Here is a 20,491-nt window from a genome sequence, read left to right on the forward strand (position 1 = left end):
GGTCAGCGCAGCAACGCGCTCAGCGGGCGGAACGGGGTGAGCCACGCGCCGTCGTCGGGCAGCGAATCGAGCCCGATGCGCGGCAGCGGCTCCCGGAACACCCCGGGAATCTCCTCGAGATCGATGAACTCCAGTTCCTCCGACGACAACGCCCAGCTGACGTGCTCGCGGAATCCGATGACGGTCACCGCGACACCGTCGGCCGCGATCTCGAGCAGGGGTTCCCGGAACGCCTGGCCGTCGGCGGAGGCCACGACCAGTCCAGCTAGTCCCACAGTGTGCCTGCGAAGCTCGATGTGGTCGAGCATGTCGGCGTCGACGTCGCTGTCGTCGGACAGCTTTGGCTTGGCGAAAACGGCATATCCGACGTTGCGCAGCGCATCCACCCAGGGTCGGACCACGTCGGCGCTACCAGGCACGATGTTGGTGAACACTGTGGCTTCGGGTTCGATCGGGGTGGGCGCGGGCGAGGCGGCCGAGGTGACGGCCGACACATCGCGCGCGGAAATGTCGGCGGTGCGCTGCAGTAGCCAGCGGCCGAGCGCGTCGAAGCGGGGCCGATGCGCGGCGGTGGGACGTCCTCCCAGGATGGCGCCGAGGCCCATGTCCATGTTCGGTGCGTCCCAGACCAGCAGCACCCGGCGCGCGCCGGTCTGCCCGGAGATGGTGTCGGCGAAATGAACAGCCGAGCCGGAGTGCTCGGGGGCGGGGCTCGCGTCGGTCATGTCGGGGATCCGTCCTCGTGGCGGGATGCGTCATCGGCGTCGAGTGGTCGCAGGTAGACGAACTCGTTGACGTCGCGGCCCTCGCGGTGGGCGCGACCCTCGAACTTGGTGGTGGGCCGCGTCAGGCTGATCGGTGGTCGACGGGTTGCGGGCACGACGTGGGTGCGTGTGGGGTCCTGGGTGGCGAGGATCTCGGCAATCCAGTCGGCGTAGCCCGCGTGGTCGGTGGCGATGTGTAGTACACCGCCCGGCACCAGCCGGTCGGCCATGAGTTCGACGGTGCCACGCTGCACGAAGCGGCGCTTGTGATGCCGGGACTTGGGCCACGGGTCAGGAAAGAACAGTCGAATGCCGGTGAGGCTGCGCGGCGCGATCAGTTCACGCAACACCACCACGCCGTCACCGCGGATCATACGGACGTTGGTCAGCCCGTTGCGGTCGATCAGGCCCAGCAGCTGCGCGAGGCCGGGTTTGTAGACCTCCACGGCCACCACGTCCACCTCGGGTTCGTCGGCGGCCATCGCCGCGGTGGAGATGCCGGTGCCGCTGCCGATCTCCAGGACGCGCGGTGCCGCGCGGCCGAACAGCGCGTCGAAGTCGAGGACGGGTTCGGGGGTCTGCTCGGGGTCCACCGACAGCTCCCGCCCCAGCTGGGGCCACAGGTGTTCCCAGTTGTGCTGCTGACCGGGCGTCAGGGTGCCCCGGCGGAACCGGAAGCTGGTCACCCGCGGGTACACGCGGGAGCGCGCGGCCGCATCCGCTCCGGTTGCCTCGGGAGTCGCATCCGCTCCGGTTGCCTCGGGAGTCGCATCCGCTCCGGTTACCTCGGGAGTGGTGTTCACCGGTCCATCGTTGCTCATCGCGGGCCAAAGGCACACCTCGACACCCGCCTGTGGGTTTGTCGGCGCAACCGGGCCGGACTGCGGCTAACCTGCGACCAGGACATTTCGGGCCGCAATGCGTAGGGGGGTGGGCAATGATCGATCCGTCGGGTCCGCTCGCGCGTGCCATCGACTCCGGCACGGTGGGCGAGTTGCTGCCGTCCTCGTCGGCGGCGGGCCCCGACCTCGAGCGTGCCGCCGCGCGGTACGGACGCGGACTCACCGTGATGGTCGTCGGCCGCGGCGGCGTCGGACGCGACACGATGGCCCGCGCACTACGCGAGCGACTGGCGGTGGCCGCCATCGGACCGGGAGACGAGCCGGAGGCGTCCGCCGACGCCGACCTGTGGATTCATCTGCTCGCCGGAATGCCGCGCCGCACCGACCGGCAGTTGCTGGCCGAACTTCCCGCCGAGCGCACGATCGTGGTGCTCGGCAAGGCCGACACGCACGGCCACCCGGACGAGGCCGCTGTCGTCGCCGCCGATGCGGCCGCGGTGCTGGGCCGGCCCGTGGTGTCCGTGTCACAGCTACTCGCCTGCGCCACGATCACCGACGACGAACTCGCCTATCTGCGCACGCTGGTCGCCGCGGATGCGGTGATGCCGTCGATGGCGGGTCAGTTCCTCGCCAGGTTCGAACCCGGGTCGGCGGAGCGGCTGATGCGGATGGGGTTGCTGCGTCGGGTGGACGCCTTCGGTATCGACACCGCGATGGAACTCATCCGGTCCGGTCACCGGGCCGCCGACGATGCGGATGCGCTGTCCGCGGCGTTGCGCGCGCTCAGCGGGATCGACGCACTCAGACCGGCTATCGCCGAACGGGTGGGGCCGGTGCGCTACTGGCGCGGCGTGGAGCTGCGCGCCCGACTCGAGCTCGCGGCGGCGGCCGGACGCGACCGTGACGTGCTGGAGGGATTGCTCGGTGTCGGTTGAATCCCTGCTGGAGCGGGTGCGCGCGTCGACGACCTTCGACGCGGAGGCGATCGCCGCCGGGGACGCCGTGCTGGTCGCCGCGCCCGACGGTGTCGACGTCGACGACCTGATCGACGCGCTCACCGGCCATGTCGGCGGAGACGATCCGGTGACGTCACCGACCATTCGCCACTACCACCCCGAACGCGACCAACTCGCCGATCCCGCCCACCCGTCGGCCGGCGTCGCGTTGTTCGTCGTCGACCCGGCGTCGGCCGCCGACCGGGAGGACGAGCGGCTGATGAGTGCGCTGCGCGCCTCCTTCGGCACCGTGGCGCTGGTGTGCACCCGCATCGACGCGTTCTGGGAATGGCCCCGCATCCTGCGTGCCCAGCGGGCGGTCCTCGATCCGTACGAGCAGCTCCCGGTGTTCGCGGTGTCGGCCGCCGCGGCGCTGGGCGGAGCCGCCGACGAGTCGGGCATTCCGGGACTGCTGGACTGGCTGACCGCGGTCGTCGCCGCCCCGGAAGCGGTGCGGACCGAACGGGCGCGGGTGGCCGCGGCCGCCGGTGCGGTGGAGTACGCACTGGGTCGCACGCCGCCACGCCCACCTGCCGATCACCTCGCCGACGAGGTCCAGTCGCTGGCCGCCCGCCGCCGCGATCTGCTGGGCGGCCGCGACCGTGGTCGTGCCGACCGGCTCGCCGTGCTGCGTGTCGGGATCGGGCGGGCCCGCACCCAGACGATGGGCGACATCCACGCCGGTATCCGGGCACTGGCCACCGCCGCGGGCGCCCGCTCGGCCACCGTCACCCGGGCCGGCCTGGCCGAACACACCGCATGGCTCGACCGCGAACTCGCTGTGCTCACCCGTCGCATCGACGCGATCACCGAGGAACGGATCGAGGAGGTGGCGACCGCGACGCTCGTCGGTCTCGACGTGTCCGAAGAGGCGCCACCGCCGCCCGACGACGAGCCCGTCGGGGTGCGTCGCTCACCGCCGACCGGCGGCCGGCCCGGTGAGGACGCGCTGCTGATGGTGATCGGCGCCTCCACCGGTCTCGGCATCGGCCGGCTGGTGGTGGCCCCGATGGCCGCGGTGCAGACGTTGCAGTGGTTCAGCATGCCGCTCACCCTGATCCTCGGATTGGGCGTTGCCGTCTGGGTGATCCGGATGCGGCGCGCCGCGTCGCTGCGGTCGGAGATCCGGGTGTGGGGGAGCGAGGTGTTGTCGGAGGCGCGGGGGCGCCTCGAGCACCGCGCCGGCATCCGCATCGGTGCGGCCGAATCGCGGATCGGCGGACAGGTGGCACGACATCACGAACGCCGCGGCCGGCTCGTCGCCGAGGAGGTCGCGGCGATCGACGACCGCGTTCGCCTGCTCCGTGCCGAGGCCTCGGGCGCCGCGGCGTCGGCCCGTGCCACACGGCAGCGCCTCGATGAACTGCACGACCTGCACGGAGCGCTGGCCGGCCGGGCCGCGGAACTCTGGGCACCCGAAAGCACCTAGCAGATTGGTGGACGACATGGACCCGTTCGATCTCTGGGGCACCGAGCCCCCCGGCACCGACCCCGCCGGCAGCGCGGACTCGGCGGACGACGCCGTCGACGTCGGTTTCACCGATGCGGGAGGTGCCGGTGAGCAATTCGCCGCCGACGACCACCTGTGGGTGCACGACGACGGCCGGATCTGGGACCTCGGCCCCGCCGACGTGGATACCGACGCCGACGGCATCGAGGACTCGCTGACCCGCAACGGGCCCGACGGGCTGACCGTCTACACGGACAGCGACCACGACGGTCAGGTGGACAAGATCACCCGCGTGGCCGCCGACGGCTCCTTCTCGGCACAGGCCCTCGACCCGGATAGCGGCACCTGGGTGAGCACCGATTCGGGTCGTCTCGATTGAGGTGACAGCGCCGGTTTCGCAAGGGCTGAAAGTCCCGAAGTCGGGGCTTTCGCAGTCTGCTAAATCGGACACAGCCCGCCTTGCGACCCCTGTTGACGTGTGCGAATGTGGCCTATACCGCATCTGATCCCCCAAGGGCGTACTGGGCGGTCTGTCGCAGTATCCTGAGACTAATAAATCCACCAAGTGGCCAGCGTGGGCCACACCTCGGAGGAGGAACACCATGACGTCCGCCACCATCCCGGGCCTCGATCCCGGCACCGCCCCCACCAAACATCAAGGCCTGCTCAAGTGGGTGGCGGAGGTGGCCGAACTCACGCAACCCGATCGTGTCGTGTGGTCCGACGGCAGTGACGAGGAGTGGGAGCGTCTGACAACCCAGCTCGTCGAGGCCGGCACGCTGGTGCGGCTCAACGACGAACTCAAGCCCAACTCGTTCCTCGCCGAATCCGACCCCGCCGACGTGGCCCGCGTCGAGTCGCGGACCTTCATCTGCTCGAAGTCCGAAGACGATGCCGGCCCGACGAACAACTGGATGGATCCCGCCGAGATGCGGGCGACGATGACCGAGCTCTACCGCGGCAGCATGCGCGGCCGCACGATGTACGTCATCCCGTTCTGCATGGGTCCGCTCGGTTCCGACGATCCCAAACTCGGCGTCGAACTCACCGACTCCCCGTACGTGGTGCTGTCGATGAAGGTGATGACCCGCGTGGGTCCCAAGGTGCTCGAACTGCTCGGTGACGACGGCTTCTTCGTCAAGGGCCTGCACTCGGTGGGTGCGCCGCTCGAGCCCGGCCAGGAAGACGTCAAGTGGCCCTGCAACCCCGACAAGTACATCACCCACTTCCCGGAGGATCGCGAGATCTGGTCCTTCGGATCCGGCTACGGCGGCAACGCGCTGCTCGGCAAGAAGTGCTACGCGCTGCGCATCGCGTCGGTCATCGCCCGCGACGAGGGCTGGATGGCCGAGCACATGCTGATCCTCAAGCTGACCAGCCCCGAGAACAAGGTCTATTTCGTGGCGGCCGCCTTCCCGAGCGCCTGCGGTAAGACCAACCTCGCGATGATCCAGCCCACCATTCCCGGCTGGAAGGCCGAGACGGTCGGCGACGACATCGCCTGGATGCGTTTCGGCGCGGACGGACGACTGCGCGCCATCAACCCGGAGTTCGGCTTCTTCGGGGTGGCACCGGGCACCAGCGACGACTCCAACCCGAATGCGATGCGGACCATCGAGGCGGGCAACACCCTCTACACGAACGTCGCCCTGACCGACGACGGCGACATCTGGTGGGAGGGCATCGGCGGTGAGACGCCTGCGCATCTCACCGACTGGCTCGGCCAGAGCTGGACCCCCGAGTCCGGACATCCTGCCGCGCACCCGAATTCGCGCTACTGCACGCCGATCTCGCAGTGTCCCGCGCTGGCCGACGAGTGGGACGACCCGGACGGTGTGCCGATCTCGGCGATCCTGTTCGGTGGCCGTCGCAAGACCACCGTGCCGCTGGTGACCGAGGCCCACGACTGGCAGACCGGTGTGTTCATGGGGGCCACCGTCGGCTCGGAGCAGACCGCAGCCGCCGAGGGCACCGTCGGAGCCGTACGACGCGACCCGATGGCCATGCTGCCGTTCATGGGCTACCACGTGGGCGACTACTTCCAGCACTGGATCGACATCGGCAAGAACGCCGACGCCGACAAGCTGCCGAAGGTGTTCTACGTCAACTGGTTCCGCCGCGGTGACGACGGCCGCTTCCTGTGGCCGGGGTTCGGTGAGAACAGCCGCGTGCTCAAGTGGATCGTGAGTCGCCTCGAGGGCGAGAACGACGGCGTGCACACGCCCATCGGCGTGGTGGCCAAGCCCGACGAGATCGACGTGACCGGCCTCGACGTGCCCGCCGAGGACGTCGTCGCCGCGTTGAGATTCGACGAGGACGAGTGGCGCCGCGAGATCCCGCTGATCGAGGAGCTGTTCGAGTTCGTCGGCGAGAAGCTGCCGACTCCCCTGCAGGACGAACTCGATGCCCTCAAGCAGCGTCTGAGCTGAACCACTACTTGAGGTATCGTTGCCCCCTATGAGCATTCGCTTGTGGGGGGCAACGGTCTGTTCGGCGGTTCTCCTCGGTGTCGCGTCCGCAGTCAGTGCTCCCGTCGCGGGAATCGCCGCCGCCGCACCGGCTCCCGCACCCGCCGTCAGTGCCCGGTACACCGACACCGCCGTCATCGGCGCGGTGCCCACCTTCGGCGCGATCTCCGGCATCGACCGCATCGGGGCGAACCGCTTCGCGATGATCTCGACCGACGTCGGCCGTGCCGGTCCGGCGCGATTCTTCACCAGCCAGTTCAACTACTCGTCCGCGATGGGCGGGTTCACCTCCGAACCCGGCATCGACGGTGGCGGCCTCATTCTGGGGCCCGGCAATGTGCCGCCGCTGCCCGGTTCCGCGCAGTACGAGGGAATCCGCCGCACCGCCGGCGGTTACGTCGTGGTGAGCGGCGGCGACCACCAATTCGTGCACCTGCAGGGGCCGGGCGGCACCTACGTCGGCGACCTGGCATTGCCGCCGGCGTGGATACCCGGAAAGAAGTCGGGTCTGGCCGGTCAGCTCGGACTCACCGGCGCCGCGGTGGGTCCCGACGGTCAGATCAGCGTCCTCACCGCGGGTGGCCTGCGACAGGATCCGTCCGGATCGGCGCGGCTGCTGACGTTCGGCGGTCCGAAGCGGCCCAACCTCGAGTACGTGTACCGCACCGATCCGGGCCAGGTGGCCGCGGACGTGCTGGCCATCAACGACACCGACTTCCTGGTGCTCGAACGGGGACGCGGCCGCACCACCGAGATCTTCTGGGCGACGACCCGCGGTGCCGATCAGATCGGCGGACGCAAGGCGCTCGGCGGCCGGGAACGGGCCATGGGAAAGCGCCTGCTCTTCACCGCGGCGAGTACACCCATGCTCGACACCGGCAACATGTCGGGCCTGGCGTGGGGCAACTGGCAACCCGACCTGCCCTGGGCGAACACTCGCGCCCGTACTCTGTTCGTCGTCACCAACAATGCGTTCGCCGGACCCACCCGGGTGCATTCCTTCGAGGTGCAGCTACCCCGCTGAGGAAAATCCGGCTGTATCGGGGTCTGTTCAGGGAATCACCTGATGGCCAACGGGACCGCTTTTTGGCACGGTTGATGCCATGACATCAGATCACGAGGTTGTTCGGTCGGGTTCGGGCGCGGGCGCCGAGAACCTGACCAAGGTGTACGGCTCCGGCGACACGGTGGTCCACGCGCTGCGCGGGGTCACCGTGTCCTTCGCCGCCGGTGAGTTCACCGCCATCATGGGTCCGTCCGGTTCGGGCAAATCGACGCTGATGCACTGCCTCGCGGGACTCGACGTGGCCACCGACGGCCGGGTCTACATCGGGGACACCGACCTCACCGGGCTCTCCGACAAGGAGATGACCCTCCTGCGGCGTGACCGGATCGGATTCGTATTCCAGTCGTTCAATCTGGTGCCGACCCTGACCGCGGCCGAGAACATCACCCTGCCCATCGACATCGCCGGGCGCGACGTCGACAAGGAATGGTTCGACGCGGTGATCGGGCGGTTGGGCATCGCCGACCGTCTCGGGCACCTGCCCAGTGAACTCTCCGGCGGTCAGCAACAGCGGGTTGCGTGTGCCCGTGCCCTCGTCGGACGGCCCGCGATCATCTTCGGCGACGAACCCACCGGCAACCTCGACTCGCGATCCTCCGGCGAGGTACTCGAGATCCTGCGCGCCGCCACCGACGATTTCGGTCAGACGGTGGTCATCGTCACCCACGATCCGCGGGCGGCGTCCTACGCCGACCGGGTGATCTTCCTGGCCGACGGGCAGATCGTGCGCGAACTGACCCGGCCGTCGGCCGACGACGTGTTCGAGGTGATGAAGCATCTCGACGATGCGCCGGTTGCCGGCGACGAATCCGCGGGCACCGCCGAATCGGTGCCCGCAGGATCGGTGCCCCCCGCAGGAGCGGTGCCCCCTGCAGGATCGGTGTCCGCAGAATCGGGGTCCACAGCAGTATCCACGCCTGCCGTCGGTCGCGGCCGGCACGAGGCCCGGCCGGATGGCGCCACCGATGTGCCCGCGACCGATCTGCCCGCCACCGATCTGCCCGACGCCGACCCGTATCAGGTGGGCTGAGCGATGGCATCGTCGGTGATGCGCAAGGTGTCGTTGCGCAATCTGCGCGCCCACAAGGTGCGCCTGTTCCTGACGGTGTTCTCGATCGTGCTCGGGACGTCGTTCGTCGCCGGTTCGATCGTGTTCACCTCGACCATCTCGCATGCGTTCAACTCGATCTTCGACAACACCGCGCCCGGGGTGTCGGTCCAGGTGAGCCCCGCCAATCAGCGGTCCCCCGGGGTGCCGACGTCCGTGGTCGACGAGATCACTTCGCACAAAACGGAATTGGGTGTCGACAAGGTCGTCACCAACTTCTCCGGCTCGGTCACCGTGGCCGATGCGCAGGGTCGGGCCATCCAGACCGGCGGCGCGCCGAGCGTCGCATCGGCCTACACTCCACCGTCGGAATCCCTCGACCCGAACGCCGCGCAACTGCAGCCCGGCGGCCGCGCGCCGACGACGCCGGACGAGATCGTGCTCAATTCGAGCGCTGCCGACAAGGGCGGGCTCAAGGTGGGTTCGAAGACGAAGATCGTGCTCGGGCAGGGATTCACCCCGCCCCGAGAGGTCACCGTGACGGGTCTCATCGATCTCAAGGGTTCCACCGGGGGATTCGTCAACGTCCAGTTCGACCGGACCACCGCATCCGAATTACTTTCCGACGGAAGCCATGTCGCGACGGTCGACATGTCGGCGGTACCGGGCGTCTCCGACCGGAAGCTGCGCGACAGGGTTTCGGCGCTCGTCGGCAACGACACACTCAAGGTGCGCACCGGCGCGCAGGTGATCCAGGACCAGCGGGATCGGCTCAACGAATTCCTGACGATCTTCACCGGAATCCTGTTGGCGTTCGCGGGGATCGGGCTGATCGTCGGGACATTCATCATCTACAACACCTTCTCGATGATCGTCGCGCAACGAAACCGTGAACTGGCGCTGCTGCGCGCGGTGGGCGCGGCACAGAAGCAGGTATCGCGGTCGGTGCTGTTCGAGGCGTTCGTCGTCGGTGTGATCGGTGGCGTCGTGGGTCTGGGCGTGGGTATCGGGCTCGCCGCGGCACTCAAGGCGATCATCGCGTCGACATCCGGACTGCCCGAGGGACCCCTGACGGTCAGTGTGTGGGCGGTGCTCGCGGCGCTGTTCGTGGGCGTGGTGGTGACGATGGTGAGCGCATGGGTGCCCGCCGTCCGTGCCTCCCGGGTGCCGCCGGTGGAGGCGATGCGCGCCGGGCTGGCCGAGGGTGCGGGCTCGTTGCGTACCCGGACCATCGTCGGTGCCGTCTTCGGCGTCCTCGCGCTGGCGGCCATCCTGTGGGGTGCATTCGGCGAGGGTCTACTACGTGCGGTGATGGTCGGTGCGGGGGCCGCCGCGGCCATCGTTGCCGCCGTGCTGGCCGGCCCGGCCCTGTCGCGGCCCGTGGTGGGTGCGCTGGGGCGGGTGATCGGCGCGCCCTTCGGGTCCATCGGTCACCTCGCGCGCACCAACGCCGTGCGCAACCCGCGGCGCACCGCGGCCACCTCGTTCGCGCTGACCCTCGGTCTGCTGCTGGTCGCCGTGATCGGCACACTGGGCACCTCGTTCAAGGGCACGGTGGATTCGGCAGTCGACACCGGCGTCACCGCCGACTACATCATCACCGGCACCAACAACACCCCGCTCCCGTCGGCGGCCGCCGAGGCGGTGCGCAAGGTCGACGGCATCTCCGACGCGGTGTCGTTCGGGATCGTCCAGGGCAAGGTGAACGGAACCGACACCACGGGTTATGCGCCGTTGGGCGGATCGGTGGCCGGCGTGACGGTGCTCGACATGAAGGACGGCGCGTGGCCGGATCTGCCCGCGGACGGCATGTTCGTCAGCGAACGCACCAGCAACGATCGCGGCTGGAAACGCGGCGACACCGTCACCTTCACCTCGGCCTCCGACGAGCAGGTTCCGGTGCGGGTGGACGGTGTGTTCGCCGACAACGAGACGCTGCAACCGTTCCTGGTGGGTTCGTCGGTGTACGAGAAACTCACGCCGCCGTCGTCGCGGATCAGCGTCGGCGTGTTCGTCAAGGCGGCACCGGGCACAGATCTGGCCACCCTGCGCACGAATCTGGAGGACGCCACGAAATCGTTCCTCACCGTTCAGGTGCAGGACCGCGACGAGTTCAAGAGCAGCGTGTCGCAGCAGATCGACCAGATGCTCGGCGTGCTCTACGCGATGCTGGGCCTGGCGCTGCTCATCGCCATCCTCGGCATCGTGAACACGCTGGCGCTGTCGGTGGTGGAACGGCGCCGCGAGATCGGAATGCTGCGTGCGGTGGGCATGGTGCGCGGGCAGGTGCGCCGCAGCATCTACCTGGAATCGGTGCTGATCGCGATCTACGGTGCGTTGCTCGGGGTGATACTCGGCGTGCTGATCGGGTGGGCACTGGTGCGCACACTGGCCCGCTGGGGCCTCGGCGAGCCGGTGTTGCCGTGGACGCTGATCCTGATCACGCTGGTCGCATCGGGCGTGGTGGGCGTGCTGGCCGCGTTGTGGCCGGCGATCCGGGCCGCGCGCACCCGTCCGCTCGACGCCATCGCCGAAGCCTGAGGAAGCTGTGATGTGCGTTTGGCACAATCGTCGCCATGACTCCACCGCCTGACCGTCCGCGTGAGCCGAGCGACCCCGGCGACGAGCACCCCGAGACACGACAGTTCGATCCGTTCGAGGACCCGGCCTCGGTGGGTGAACCCACCGCACCCACCGAGGCCTACGGTGACCAGCCCTACCGGGATCCCTACGGGCAGGGGTACGGGGGTGACCAGTACGGGGGCGATCAGTACGGGGGCGACCAGTACCCCACCGAGGCGTACAGCGACACGCGAGGTGGCACCGGACAGTACGCGGCCCCCTACGACACCCCGCCGCCGTCCGGGCGGCCGCCATCGGCGGGCGCGGGCGGTTCCGGCGGTGGTCCGGGCAAGCGCACCCCACTGCTGATCCTGGCGACGCTGGCGGCAATCGCCCTGATCGCCATCGTCGCGGTACTGATCGTCCGTGGCTCGGGCGGCGATGGCGGCACCACCAGCGCCGCCACCACCCCCACCACCACAACCGCACCCACGACCACCACCACCACGGAGGAAACCACCACCACCACCGAACCGACGACGACCACCACCACCCGGACCGTCACACCCGGCGCGGTGGTCTACCAGATCACCGGCAACGGCGAGGTCGTGGGACTGCGTTTCCGCAGCGGCGACGATTTCGCGGTGGTGGCCGCCACGGGTACGCCGTGGTCGCAGACGGCGCAGGTCGGCGGCGGCAGTGCCGAGCTCACGGCGATCGTGGTGCGCGGTCCGGTGACCTGCAACATCCTGCAGGGCGAGGAACTGTTGTCGTCGTCGACGAGCAGCGGCGGTCCGCTGCGGTGCGCCGCGTCGGTGCAGTGAGCGGGGGTGTTGCGGCCACCGATCAGCGTGGCCGCACCACCAGCACCAGATTCGTGGCCGCCACCTCACGCACCACCGGTATCCGCAGCACCCACCACAGCCACCGCGGCAGGTAGCGCGGAAAGGCGGCCACCAGTCGCGCGCGCGAGCGCACCCCGTCAGCCCATCGCAGGCCGGCTGCCGCGGTCACCGGGAACAGCGACGTACCGTACAAATTCTTGGGCGGATGCCCGTGACGACGGGTGTACCAGCGTGCCGCCCGGGCGCCGCCGAGATAGTGCGTCAGGCGCATCTCGTGCCCACCGAACGGACCCCACCACAGGGTGTAGCTGAGCATCACCGTGCCGCCGGACCGGGTGACCCGGAGCATCTCGTCGGCCATCTCCCACGGACGTGAGGTGTGTTCGACGACGTTCGACGACAGGCACACGTCGAACGATCCGTCGGCGAACGGCAGATGCTGCCCGGACGCGCGCACCGAGCCCCGATGATCCAGTCCGCCGGCATGCATCTCGGTGGGGTCGGGTTCCACCGACACATACGCCGCCCCCGCGCCGCGGAACGCGTCCGCGAAATAGCCCGGGCCACCGCCCACATCGAGCAGTACCGCACCGTCGAGCGGGGCGAATGCCGCGACCATCGCGGCGGTGTCGGCGGCGAGTGCGCCGTAGAACCTGCCCGGATCGGGTTGCTCGTAACGGAAGTCGTCGAGCAGACGCACCGCGCGGCGCAGCGTGGCCAGTCGGGCCATCTCGCCGGGCGGTGTCGGCACGTCCGGTGGTGACACTCCGCAGATGCTACCGGTCGTCCTCGGTAGGCTTGTGGGTGATGAACACACCCGCCGACGTCCTGCTGCTGTGCTGGCGAGATACCCGCCACCCGCAGGGCGGCGGCAGTGAGACCTACCTCGAACGTGTCGGCGCCGAACTCGCCGGTCGCGGTGCGCGGGTGACCTACCTGACCTCGTCGTACCCCGGGTCGCGCCGCGTTGAAGAGCGCGACGGCATCCGGTTCGTGCACATCGGCGGGCGGATCACCGTCTATCCGCTGGCGCTGGTGCTGATCGTGGCGGGACGGCTGCACGTCGGTCCGCTGGCGAACACCCGGCCCGACGTCGTGGTGGACACCCAGAACGGCATCCCGTTCTTCGCCACGCTCGTGGCCGGAGCGCCGACGGTGGTGCTGGTCCATCACTGCCATCGTGAACAGTGGCCGGTCGCCGGACGCCTGCTCGGACGGCTCGGGTGGTTCCTGGAATCGCGGGTGTCCCCGCGGGTGCATCGGCACAACCGGTACGTGACCGTGTCGGAGCCGTCGAAACGTGAACTCGTCGCGCTCGGCGTGGACGCCGACCGGATCACGGTGATCCACAATGGTATCGACCCGGTTCCCGGCCACATCGTGCCCATGGCAACCGAACCGGAAGTACTCCGGGTGTGCGTGCTCTCGCGACTGGTGCCGCACAAGCACGTCGAGGACGCGCTCGCGGTGGTCGCCGACCTGCGTCGCACCGGCGTGCCCGTCCACCTCGACATCATCGGTGACGGTTGGTGGGCGCCCCGGTTACGTGCGCGCACAACCGAACTGGGGATCGACGACGCCGTCACCCTGCACGGACACGTGCCCGAGGAACGCAAACACGAGATCCTGGCCGCCGCCGACGTCGCGCTGCTCCCCTCGGCCAAGGAGGGGTGGGGGCTGGCGGTGATCGAGGCCGCGCAGCACGAGGTGCCCACCATCGGTTACCGGCATGCCACCGGGCTGCGTGCGTCGATCCGCGACTCGGAGACCGGACTGCTCGTCGACGGTCTCGACGAGATGATCAGCGCGACAAGAAAATTGCTCGACGACCCGGATGAACGCCGTCGGCTCGGGCGGGCTGCGGCGCGGCGCGCCCGGAACTATTCGTGGTCGGCTACCGGGGACGGTTTCGTCGAGGTGTTCGGACAACTCGGAGAATAGCTGCTCCCGCGCCCGCCACGATCATCGCCAGCCACAGCAGATGGGCGGCCCACATCGCCGCCCGCGCCGCGCTCGACGGTGCGGACGGCGGCGCGGCATCGGGGATGCGGAACACGGTGAGCGAGCTATCGTCCACCTCCGGTCGCAACTGTCCGGAAAGAGCTTGCGGGACTGCCGCATCGGAAGTGTCGACGAGCACCCAACCCACTCCGAGCCGAGCCAGCGCGGCCGGGTCCCCGCCGGCCCGCAACACGTCGTCCACCGCGCGTGCGTGCGGCGCCGCCGCGTCCACCACCCGCCCGTCGACCACCAGCTCGCCCGATTCGATCACCGGGGCCCGCAGCATCCGCGGCCACGGGTTCAGCGACGGCCCATCGGCAAACGGGTAGCGGCGCACCGTCCCCGGCGGCCACACCGCCACCGAACCCGAGCCGGCGGGCACCAAATCGGCCACCCGCGCCCAATCGTCGGGGTAGTGCACCACCCCGATCCGGCCGCCGACACCCCAGGCCAGATCGGGCAGCGGCGCCACCACCGCCAACACCACCGCGGCCAGCGCGAAACCCGCCGGGACGCGAGTGCGTAACGCGCCGACCGCTGCCGACGCGCACACCGCGACGAACGGCATCGCCAGCGCGAGGAACTTCGAGGTATCCCGCAGCAGCCCGCCGCCGGGGATCGCGTCCACCAGCCAGGCGAGCACCGCCCGCCCCGGTGCGGTGGCCGACGCCGCCACCAGCAACACCGTGACGGTCGCCAGCCCCGCGAGCGCCCACACCAGCGGCGCGGTGGTGCGCGACGACGCTCGCCACAGGGCCACCGCGCCCACGGCCACCACACCGACGAAGCACGCGGTGGCCACCGCTGCCCACCAGATGGTGCGGCTCGCCGGCACGGCGTCGGCGTTCCAGATGCCGCCCAGGCCCAGCGCGGTGCCCAGCGGGCCCAGCCCCGGTTCCGATCGCAGGCCGAACGCCCGCACCCCGGCCACGCCGTCGGTGCCGGTGCCACCCGCACCCAGCAGCGCGGCGAGCAGCCACGGCGCCGCCGAAACCACCCAGAGCGCCGTCATCGCGACAGGCCCGGCCCACCGTCGCCGACCCCCGGCGCCCGCACCAGCCGCGGCGACGGTCAGCGTCAGAAGCGCGAGCACCGAACCGGTGGGCGTCAGGCCCGCCACCGCGAGCAGACCGCCGAGTTGCAGCCACCGGCGTGCATCGGGCCGCTCGGCGAGATCGGCCACCGCCACCACGATCCAGCCCAGCGCCGCATAACCGACCAGCAGGCCCCAGTGGCCCTGCAGCAGACGTTGTGCGACAAAAGGATTCCAGATCGCGATGGTGGCCGCCGCGACGGCGCCGGTGCGGCCCGGTGTCAGCCGCAGTGCGAGCCGCCCGTATCCGACGCCCGCGAGAATGAGTGCGGCGCACAGGATCACGGTCACCAGCAGGCCGCCGTCGACGACGGAACTGCCCAGCCCCACCAGCCAGTCCTGCGGGACCGCCCGCGGCGGCAGGTCGCCGAGCCCCAGCGCCGTGTCGGTGACGAACGAGCGCGGTGTCGACACCGCGTCGCGGTACAGCAGGTACCCCGGGCGCAGGATGGGCGCGAGGATCAGCGCGGTGAGCGCGACGCTGACGGCATACAGCGTCGGCAGTGACCGCCCCGTGCGCACCGGCCCCGCAGCTCGTCAGTAGTGATAGGTGTCCGACGGGGCGGGCGCGTGGCCCGGATCCACCTCGTAGTCGGATCCGGTGACGCCGTAGGCACGGGCGAGGTCGAGGATCTTGGTGGCGCGGGCGATCCGCGGCAGATCCGAACCGTTGCGGATCTCTCCGCCGTCCCGCTCGAAATCGGCGAAGAACTCCTTGGCCCAGCTGATCTCGTCGATCGACGGTGACAATCCCTCGTTCACCGGCGCGCACTGATCGGGGGTGAGACAGATCTTGCCGGTCATACCGAACTCGACGCTCACTGCGGTGGCCTCGCTCAGCTTGAGGGCGCTCGACCCGACGGTGGGACCGTCGATCGCGCTCGGCAGATGCGCGGCCTTGGCGGCGATGGTGAACCGCGACCGGGCGTAGGCCAACGTGAGCGGCGAGTCGCCGAAGCCGGTGTCGCGGCGGAAATCACCGATCCCGAACGCCAACCGGAAGGTGCCCTTCGCGGACGCGATCTCGCTGATCCGCTCCAGTCCGCGGGCGGTCTCCACCAGCGCCACGATCGGCACGTCCGGCAGGCGTTTGGCGGTTTCGGTGACATGGTCGACGGACTCGACCATCGCCAGCATCACGCCGCCGACCGACGTCGTCGACAGGGCCTCGAGATCGTCGGCCCACCACGGCGAGCCGAATCCGTTCACCCGCACCCAGTCGCCGGCACCGCCCGGGTGACTGGGCCCGCTCGCTTCGCTCCCGGCACCCGGCTCACTGGGATTGTCCTCGCTCAGCCAGCGCACCACGTTGTCGCGGGCGGCGAGCTTGTCCTTGGGTGCCACCGCGTCCTCGATGTCGAGGACGACGATGTCGGCGCGCGACCGGGCCGCCGGGGCGAAGCGCTGATACTGGGCGCCGTTGACGAGCAGCCAACTGCGGGCGAGTACCGGGTCGATGCGGAAGCCGATGTCGGTGGCGTCGTGCTCGGGTTGCCTGATCTGGTCCTGCCCGATCTGTTGCTGCCCAGTCTGTTGCTGTTCGGTCTGGTCGTACACGCTGTTCATCGTTCCATATGGGGCGGGCACACTTGAGCGCATGGTCACTCCCGTTCCCGGAGCCTCGTCGCCGCGTCCGGCGCGTGACGGCGTCGTTGGCGCACTCGGTTGGGTGGCGCTCGGGTCGATGGTGGCCAACGTCTGCGCGTACGCGGTGCATGTCGCGGCCGGACGGTGGTGGCTGACGCCGGCCGAATACGGCGAGTTCGCGGTGCTGCTGTCGGCGATGCTGGTGCTCGCCGTCCCCGCGCTGGCCTTGCAGGCGGTGGTGGCTCGCGAGGTGGTGCACGGCCACGACGGTGCGGGGCTGCGCCGGCTCACCGCCCGTTGCGCGGTCGCGGTGGTGGGGCTCGTGGTGGTCGCGGTGCCGGTGATGGCCGCAGTGGCCTCGACCGGCATCGCCGTGACGGTGGCCGGCCTCGCGGCCGCGCCCTTCCTCACCGTGATCGGCGGCGGTCAGGGAATTCTGCAGGGCCGCAATGAATTCCGGTTGCTGGCCTGGGTTCTCGCCGCGGTCGGGGTGCTGCGCACCGCGCCGGTGCTCGTGGTGCTGGGGCTCGGGTTCGGCCCGGCGGGTGGGCTGGCGGCGGGATCCTTCGGTGCGGCGGCCGCCGCGGTGCTGGTGTGGGCGGCGGTGGCCGTCTCCGACCGGCGGTGCCCGGAGCGGGCCGGATCGGACCCGCTCTCGGTGTCCGCCGGACTGGGTACGGTGCTGCGCGCGTCGCAGGTGCAGTTGGTGCTGGTGGTGGCGGCGTCGCTGGACCTGCTGCTCGCGCGCAGCGCGCTGGAACCGCGGGCCGCCGGGGTCTACGCCTTCGGGGCCATCGCCACCAAGGTCGCGTTCTGGTTGCCGCAGGCCGTCGGGGTGGTGTTCTATCCACGTCTGGCCGATCCCGCGATCTCACGTGCCTCGTTCCGGCAGGCGGTCACCGTTGTCGCCGCGATCGGTGCACTGCTCACCGCGCTCGGGGTGGTCGGTGGCCCGCTGGTGCCCATCCTGATCGGTGCCGATTATCGCGGCTTGACCTGGGTGCTCGGGCTGTTCGCGTACACCGGGTCGGCGCTGGCGGTGCTGCAGGTGGGCCTGTTGTCGGCGATCGCGCGGGATCGCACGGCGGTGTCGGTGGCCGTGTGGGCGGTGCTCGTGGCCGAGGCGGCCGCGATCGGGTGGTTGGCCGGCTCGGTGGTGTCGCTCGCGGTGATCGCGGCGGTCGCGGCCACGGTGAGCGCGCTGATCACGACGACGGTGGGGCTGCGGGCTCCCGATCGCGGCGCCGACGCAGCGGCCACATCCGCCGCCACCCACCCGGAACGGTGAGCGTGACGCCGGCGATCAGCGCCAGAGCGCCGAGAATTCCGGCGAGCAGCGGTACCACCCGACCCCAGATCACCACGGGGGTGGCGCGGTCGGACGCGTGCTGCGCCAGTGATCGCTGGGTGGGCAGGTCGTAGCCGAAGTCGGCGCGCAGGTTGGTCAGGGCCAGGGTGGCCAGCGCCGGGTCGGTGCTGCGGTAGGTCTGCTCGACCGAGATCCGCTCGTCGAGAATGGTGCCGGTCGTCGCGTCGACCGTGATCTGCCACTGTGCGGCGTGGTGCAGGGTGGCGGTGACCTGCCGCGTCGGGTCCACGCCGCCCACCCCGAACCAGCTCGCGGGCCGCACGATCCGCGTCGGCGGGGTGCCGTCGGGGGTGCCCGACCCGATCGCGTCGAGGTCGGTGTCGGGGATGTCGGCGGTGTAGCGGATCGCGGTGCGTCCGGCCAGCGACGTCTCGCCGTGGTCGACGAGGTCGACGGTGCGCCGGGTGGTGACGTCGAAGAACCGGGCGCCGCTGCGCGGCGGGTCGAAGGGGAGCACGTAGGTGTACCCGCGACGGTCGGGGACCTGGATCGGCGGCCTGTTGCTGTCGTACTGGATCTCCGAATTGCCGCGCGATCCGTCGCCGGTGGCGCTGAGGTCGGGTAGCGCGGAGCTGCGATTGAGTGTCACCCGATCCTTGGTCGCCGACAGGGTGGCCGCCGTGCAGGCCGACGCCCCGGCCGCGGGGGGTACCTCGCTGCCCGGGCGCGGGGTGTCGGGGTCCACTTCGCGGCCGTCGAGCCAGATACGGTCGGCCTGCACCGAGGTGCCCGCCTGCAGCGTGACCCGGTGGGCGTCGGCGGGACGGACCGCCACCATCCGCTGCTGTCGTACCAGCGTGGCCTCGACGGTGCGGGCGGTGGGGGTGGCCAGCGAACAGCGGTCGAGGATCACCGGGCGCGGTGACGGTGTGGTGCCGGGAGCGTCGGCGCCTGCGGTGGCCACGGTGGTGATGTCGGTGCTCAGCGGGATGGCGCGGAGACGATCGACCACCAGGGTCGGCAATGCGATGGTGACCGCCACCAGGAACGCTCCGACGAAGATCAGGGTGGGCCCGACGAGGTCGGCGGTGGTCCAGCGCCGCGGACCCGTTTCGGTGGCATCGTCGCCCGGCGTGTCGGGGGCATCGTCGGCCTGCGGCATGCGGTTGAGCGTACTTGTGCGGCATAAGCTGGTGTGATGCCTCCCGAGTCGACATCCGTGCGCCCGGCGGTGTCGGTGTCGGCGCCCGGGCGGCCGCGCCGGTTCTACCCGCAGCTGGAGGGGATGCGCGCGGTGGCGGCGCTCGGCGTGCTCACCACCCACGTGGCGTTCCAGACCGGTGCGGAGCGTCTGCCGGTGCTCGGTCCGGTGCTGGGGCGGCTCGACCTGGCCGTCGCACTGTTCTTCGCGCTGTCGGGGTTTCTGTTGTGGCGGTCGTGGGTGGCCGCTGCACATCAAGATCCCGCACGTGCCTCCGCGCCGCCGGTGCGGCGCTATCTGCGTCACCGGGTGGTGCGCATCTGGCCCGCCTACGTCGTGGTGGTGGTGCTGGTGCTCACGCTGCTGCCCGAGGCGCGCGCCGGCGCCGACCTCACGGTGTGGCTGGCGAATCTGACGTTGACGCAGGTGTTCGTGCCGTTGTCGCTGACCGCCGGGCTCACCCAGATGTGGAGTCTGTCGGTGGAGGTGGCGTTCTACCTGATCCTGCCGGTGTTCGGGTACGCACTCTTCCGGTTGCGCGATGAGCGGGTGGGCCTGCGTATCCCTGTGCTGCTGGGCATCGGCGTGGTGAGTCTGGGCTGGGCGTGGGTGGCCGGGACACTGCCCGTGCCCGACGGGGTGCAGCCGACGAACTGGGTGTTCGGATATCTGCCGTGGTTCGTCGTCGGATTGTTGCTCGCCGAGATCACCGGGGAGGAGCCCGGCTGGGAGGGTCGCGAGGCGAGGGCGGTGCGTGTGGTCGCGGCGATCGGGGCGCGACGCCGACTGATGTTCGTGGTACTCGTGATCGCCTACGGGCTCGCGTGTACCCGGTTGGCCGGACCGACGGGCCTGGGCGATCTGGCGCCGTGGCAGTTCGCGGTGAAGGTGGTGCTGGGCGCGGTGTGCGCCTTTGCGCTGCTGGCGCCGCTGATCGCGTCCGACGGCCCGTTCCGGATTCTGGATTCGGCGCCGATGCTGGCGCTGGGCCGGTGGTCCTACGGCATCTTCATCTGGCATGTCGCGGTGCTGGCGGTGGTGTTCGGACTGTTCGGCATCGTGCCGTTCAGCGGGCACACGGTGCTGGTGTGGCTGATCACGGTGGCGCTGACCGTCGGGCTGTCGGCGGCGTCGTATGCGTTTGTGGAGGAACCGGCCCGTCAGTGGCTGCGGCGACGAGAGACCACCCCGTCCCCGAAAAACGCCCACCAGCAGCCGCACGCTCGCATATCGCAACCGTGACGCCGGCCCGGGCGCCTT

Annotated in this window: 17 protein-coding genes; 11 read left to right on the forward strand and 6 right to left on the reverse strand. The window is 70.2% G+C overall.

The window, feature by feature from the left end; all coding sequences use genetic code 11:
- Positions 1 to 2: 2 nt before the first annotated feature.
- Both ACWDTD_RS13490 and trmB read right to left on the reverse strand, forming a co-directional pair.
- Positions 3 to 725: an NYN domain-containing protein gene (locus tag ACWDTD_RS13490; RefSeq protein WP_449747621.1), complete on the reverse strand. Its 723-nt coding sequence runs from the start codon at positions 723 to 725 to the stop codon at positions 3 to 5.
- Positions 722 to 1,585 carry a tRNA (guanosine(46)-N7)-methyltransferase TrmB gene (gene trmB / locus ACWDTD_RS13495; RefSeq protein WP_449747622.1) on the reverse strand — a complete coding sequence of 288 codons (864 nt, stop codon included), beginning with the start codon at positions 1,583 to 1,585 and terminating at the stop codon, positions 722 to 724. The genes ACWDTD_RS13490 and trmB overlap by 4 nt, the downstream gene beginning before the upstream one ends.
- A 116-nt stretch (positions 1,586 to 1,701) precedes the next feature.
- On the opposite strand from trmB, the gene ACWDTD_RS13500 reads away from it, so the two are divergent.
- The 8 genes from ACWDTD_RS13500 to ACWDTD_RS13535 all read left to right on the forward strand — a co-directional run bounded on the left by ACWDTD_RS13500 (position 1,702) and on the right by ACWDTD_RS13535 (position 12,019).
- Positions 1,702 to 2,541, forward strand: coding sequence for a hypothetical protein (locus ACWDTD_RS13500; protein WP_449747623.1), 840 nt, complete (start codon positions 1,702 to 1,704; stop codon positions 2,539 to 2,541).
- Positions 2,531 to 4,030: a hypothetical protein gene (locus ACWDTD_RS13505; RefSeq protein WP_449747624.1), complete on the forward strand. Its 1,500-nt coding sequence runs from the start codon at positions 2,531 to 2,533 to the stop codon at positions 4,028 to 4,030. Before ACWDTD_RS13500 ends, ACWDTD_RS13505 begins: the two co-directional genes overlap by 11 nt.
- A gap of 16 nt (positions 4,031 to 4,046) precedes the next feature.
- A complete protein-coding gene (locus ACWDTD_RS13510; protein ID WP_449747625.1) occupies positions 4,047 to 4,430 on the forward strand; it encodes a DUF6802 family protein in 384 nt (127 codons plus the stop codon).
- Between the two features lie 223 nt (positions 4,431 to 4,653).
- On the forward strand, positions 4,654 to 6,480 hold the full coding sequence (locus ACWDTD_RS13515) for a phosphoenolpyruvate carboxykinase (GTP) (protein ID WP_449747626.1): 1,827 nt from the start codon (positions 4,654 to 4,656) through the stop codon (positions 6,478 to 6,480).
- Between the two features lie 28 nt (positions 6,481 to 6,508).
- Positions 6,509 to 7,543 (forward strand): esterase-like activity of phytase family protein, encoded by a 1,035-nt coding sequence (locus ACWDTD_RS13520; RefSeq protein ID WP_449747627.1) that lies wholly within the window; start codon positions 6,509 to 6,511, stop codon positions 7,541 to 7,543.
- Between the two features lie 79 nt (positions 7,544 to 7,622).
- Entirely contained in the window at positions 7,623 to 8,615 is a 993-nt protein-coding gene (locus ACWDTD_RS13525) for an ATP-binding cassette domain-containing protein (RefSeq protein ID WP_449747628.1), read from the forward strand.
- Between the two features lie 18 nt (positions 8,616 to 8,633).
- Entirely contained in the window at positions 8,634 to 11,174 is a 2,541-nt protein-coding gene (locus ACWDTD_RS13530) for an ABC transporter permease (RefSeq protein WP_449747700.1), read from the forward strand.
- Positions 11,175 to 11,209: 35 nt separating this feature from the next.
- On the forward strand, positions 11,210 to 12,019 hold the full coding sequence (locus ACWDTD_RS13535) for a hypothetical protein (RefSeq protein WP_449747629.1): 810 nt from the start codon (positions 11,210 to 11,212) through the stop codon (positions 12,017 to 12,019).
- A gap of 22 nt (positions 12,020 to 12,041) precedes the next feature.
- Here the strand turns inward: ACWDTD_RS13535 and ACWDTD_RS13540 are convergent, their stop codons facing one another.
- Positions 12,042 to 12,770 (reverse strand): class I SAM-dependent methyltransferase, encoded by a 729-nt coding sequence (locus ACWDTD_RS13540; protein WP_449747701.1) that lies wholly within the window; start codon positions 12,768 to 12,770, stop codon positions 12,042 to 12,044.
- A 77-nt stretch (positions 12,771 to 12,847) separates the two neighbouring features.
- On the opposite strand from ACWDTD_RS13540, the gene ACWDTD_RS13545 reads away from it, so the two are divergent.
- Positions 12,848 to 13,981 carry a glycosyltransferase family 4 protein gene (locus tag ACWDTD_RS13545; RefSeq protein WP_449747630.1) on the forward strand — a complete coding sequence of 378 codons (1,134 nt, stop codon included), beginning with the start codon at positions 12,848 to 12,850 and terminating at the stop codon, positions 13,979 to 13,981.
- Here ACWDTD_RS13545 and ACWDTD_RS13550 read toward each other — a convergent pair.
- Together ACWDTD_RS13550 and ACWDTD_RS13555 are read right to left on the reverse strand one after the other, a co-directional pair.
- On the reverse strand, positions 13,935 to 15,656 hold the full coding sequence (locus ACWDTD_RS13550; RefSeq protein WP_449747631.1) for a hypothetical protein: 1,722 nt from the start codon (positions 15,654 to 15,656) through the stop codon (positions 13,935 to 13,937). The genes ACWDTD_RS13545 and ACWDTD_RS13550 overlap by 47 nt on opposite strands.
- A 15-nt stretch (positions 15,657 to 15,671) precedes the next feature.
- Positions 15,672 to 16,700, reverse strand: coding sequence for an HpcH/HpaI aldolase/citrate lyase family protein (locus ACWDTD_RS13555; RefSeq protein WP_449747632.1), 1,029 nt, complete (start codon positions 16,698 to 16,700; stop codon positions 15,672 to 15,674).
- A 31-nt stretch (positions 16,701 to 16,731) separates the two neighbouring features.
- On the opposite strand from ACWDTD_RS13555, the gene ACWDTD_RS13560 reads away from it, so the two are divergent.
- A complete protein-coding gene (locus ACWDTD_RS13560; protein ID WP_449747633.1) occupies positions 16,732 to 18,009 on the forward strand; it encodes a polysaccharide biosynthesis protein in 1,278 nt (425 codons plus the stop codon).
- Here ACWDTD_RS13560 and ACWDTD_RS13565 read toward each other — a convergent pair.
- Entirely contained in the window at positions 17,927 to 19,192 is a 1,266-nt protein-coding gene (locus ACWDTD_RS13565; RefSeq protein ID WP_449747634.1) for a DUF3068 domain-containing protein, read from the reverse strand. The genes ACWDTD_RS13560 and ACWDTD_RS13565 overlap by 83 nt on opposite strands.
- A 36-nt stretch (positions 19,193 to 19,228) precedes the next feature.
- Here ACWDTD_RS13565 and ACWDTD_RS13570 point away from each other — a divergent pair, with 36 nt between their 5' ends.
- Positions 19,229 to 20,473 carry an acyltransferase family protein gene (locus ACWDTD_RS13570; RefSeq protein WP_449747635.1) on the forward strand — a complete coding sequence of 415 codons (1,245 nt, stop codon included), beginning with the start codon at positions 19,229 to 19,231 and terminating at the stop codon, positions 20,471 to 20,473.
- The last annotated feature ends 18 nt before the right edge of the window (positions 20,474 to 20,491 follow it).

Source organism: Gordonia sp. NPDC003425 (assembly GCF_053588635.1).

Excerpts from the sequence above, each read along its gene's own strand:
- ACWDTD_RS13490 (WP_449747621.1), bottom strand. The coding sequence starts at position 725 with ATGACCGACGCGAGCCCCGCCCCCGAGCACTCCGGCTCGGCTGTTCAT.
- trmB (WP_449747622.1), bottom strand. The coding sequence starts at position 1,585 with ATGAGCAACGATGGACCGGTGAACACCACTCCCGAGGTAACCGGAGCG.
- ACWDTD_RS13500 (WP_449747623.1), top strand. The coding sequence starts at position 1,702 with ATGATCGATCCGTCGGGTCCGCTCGCGCGTGCCATCGACTCCGGCACG.
- ACWDTD_RS13510 (WP_449747625.1), top strand. The coding sequence starts at position 4,047 with ATGGACCCGTTCGATCTCTGGGGCACCGAGCCCCCCGGCACCGACCCC.
- ACWDTD_RS13515 (WP_449747626.1), top strand. The coding sequence starts at position 4,654 with ATGACGTCCGCCACCATCCCGGGCCTCGATCCCGGCACCGCCCCCACC.
- ACWDTD_RS13520 (WP_449747627.1), top strand. The coding sequence starts at position 6,509 with ATGAGCATTCGCTTGTGGGGGGCAACGGTCTGTTCGGCGGTTCTCCTC.
- ACWDTD_RS13525 (WP_449747628.1), top strand. The coding sequence starts at position 7,623 with ATGACATCAGATCACGAGGTTGTTCGGTCGGGTTCGGGCGCGGGCGCC.
- ACWDTD_RS13530 (WP_449747700.1), top strand. The coding sequence starts at position 8,634 with ATGCGCAAGGTGTCGTTGCGCAATCTGCGCGCCCACAAGGTGCGCCTG.
- ACWDTD_RS13535 (WP_449747629.1), top strand. The coding sequence starts at position 11,210 with ATGACTCCACCGCCTGACCGTCCGCGTGAGCCGAGCGACCCCGGCGAC.
- ACWDTD_RS13540 (WP_449747701.1), bottom strand. The coding sequence starts at position 12,770 with ATGGCCCGACTGGCCACGCTGCGCCGCGCGGTGCGTCTGCTCGACGAC.
- ACWDTD_RS13545 (WP_449747630.1), top strand. The coding sequence starts at position 12,848 with ATGAACACACCCGCCGACGTCCTGCTGCTGTGCTGGCGAGATACCCGC.
- ACWDTD_RS13555 (WP_449747632.1), bottom strand. The coding sequence starts at position 16,700 with ATGAACAGCGTGTACGACCAGACCGAACAGCAACAGACTGGGCAGCAA.
- ACWDTD_RS13560 (WP_449747633.1), top strand. The coding sequence starts at position 16,732 with ATGGTCACTCCCGTTCCCGGAGCCTCGTCGCCGCGTCCGGCGCGTGAC.
- ACWDTD_RS13565 (WP_449747634.1), bottom strand. The coding sequence starts at position 19,192 with ATGCCGCAGGCCGACGATGCCCCCGACACGCCGGGCGACGATGCCACC.
- ACWDTD_RS13570 (WP_449747635.1), top strand. The coding sequence starts at position 19,229 with ATGCCTCCCGAGTCGACATCCGTGCGCCCGGCGGTGTCGGTGTCGGCG.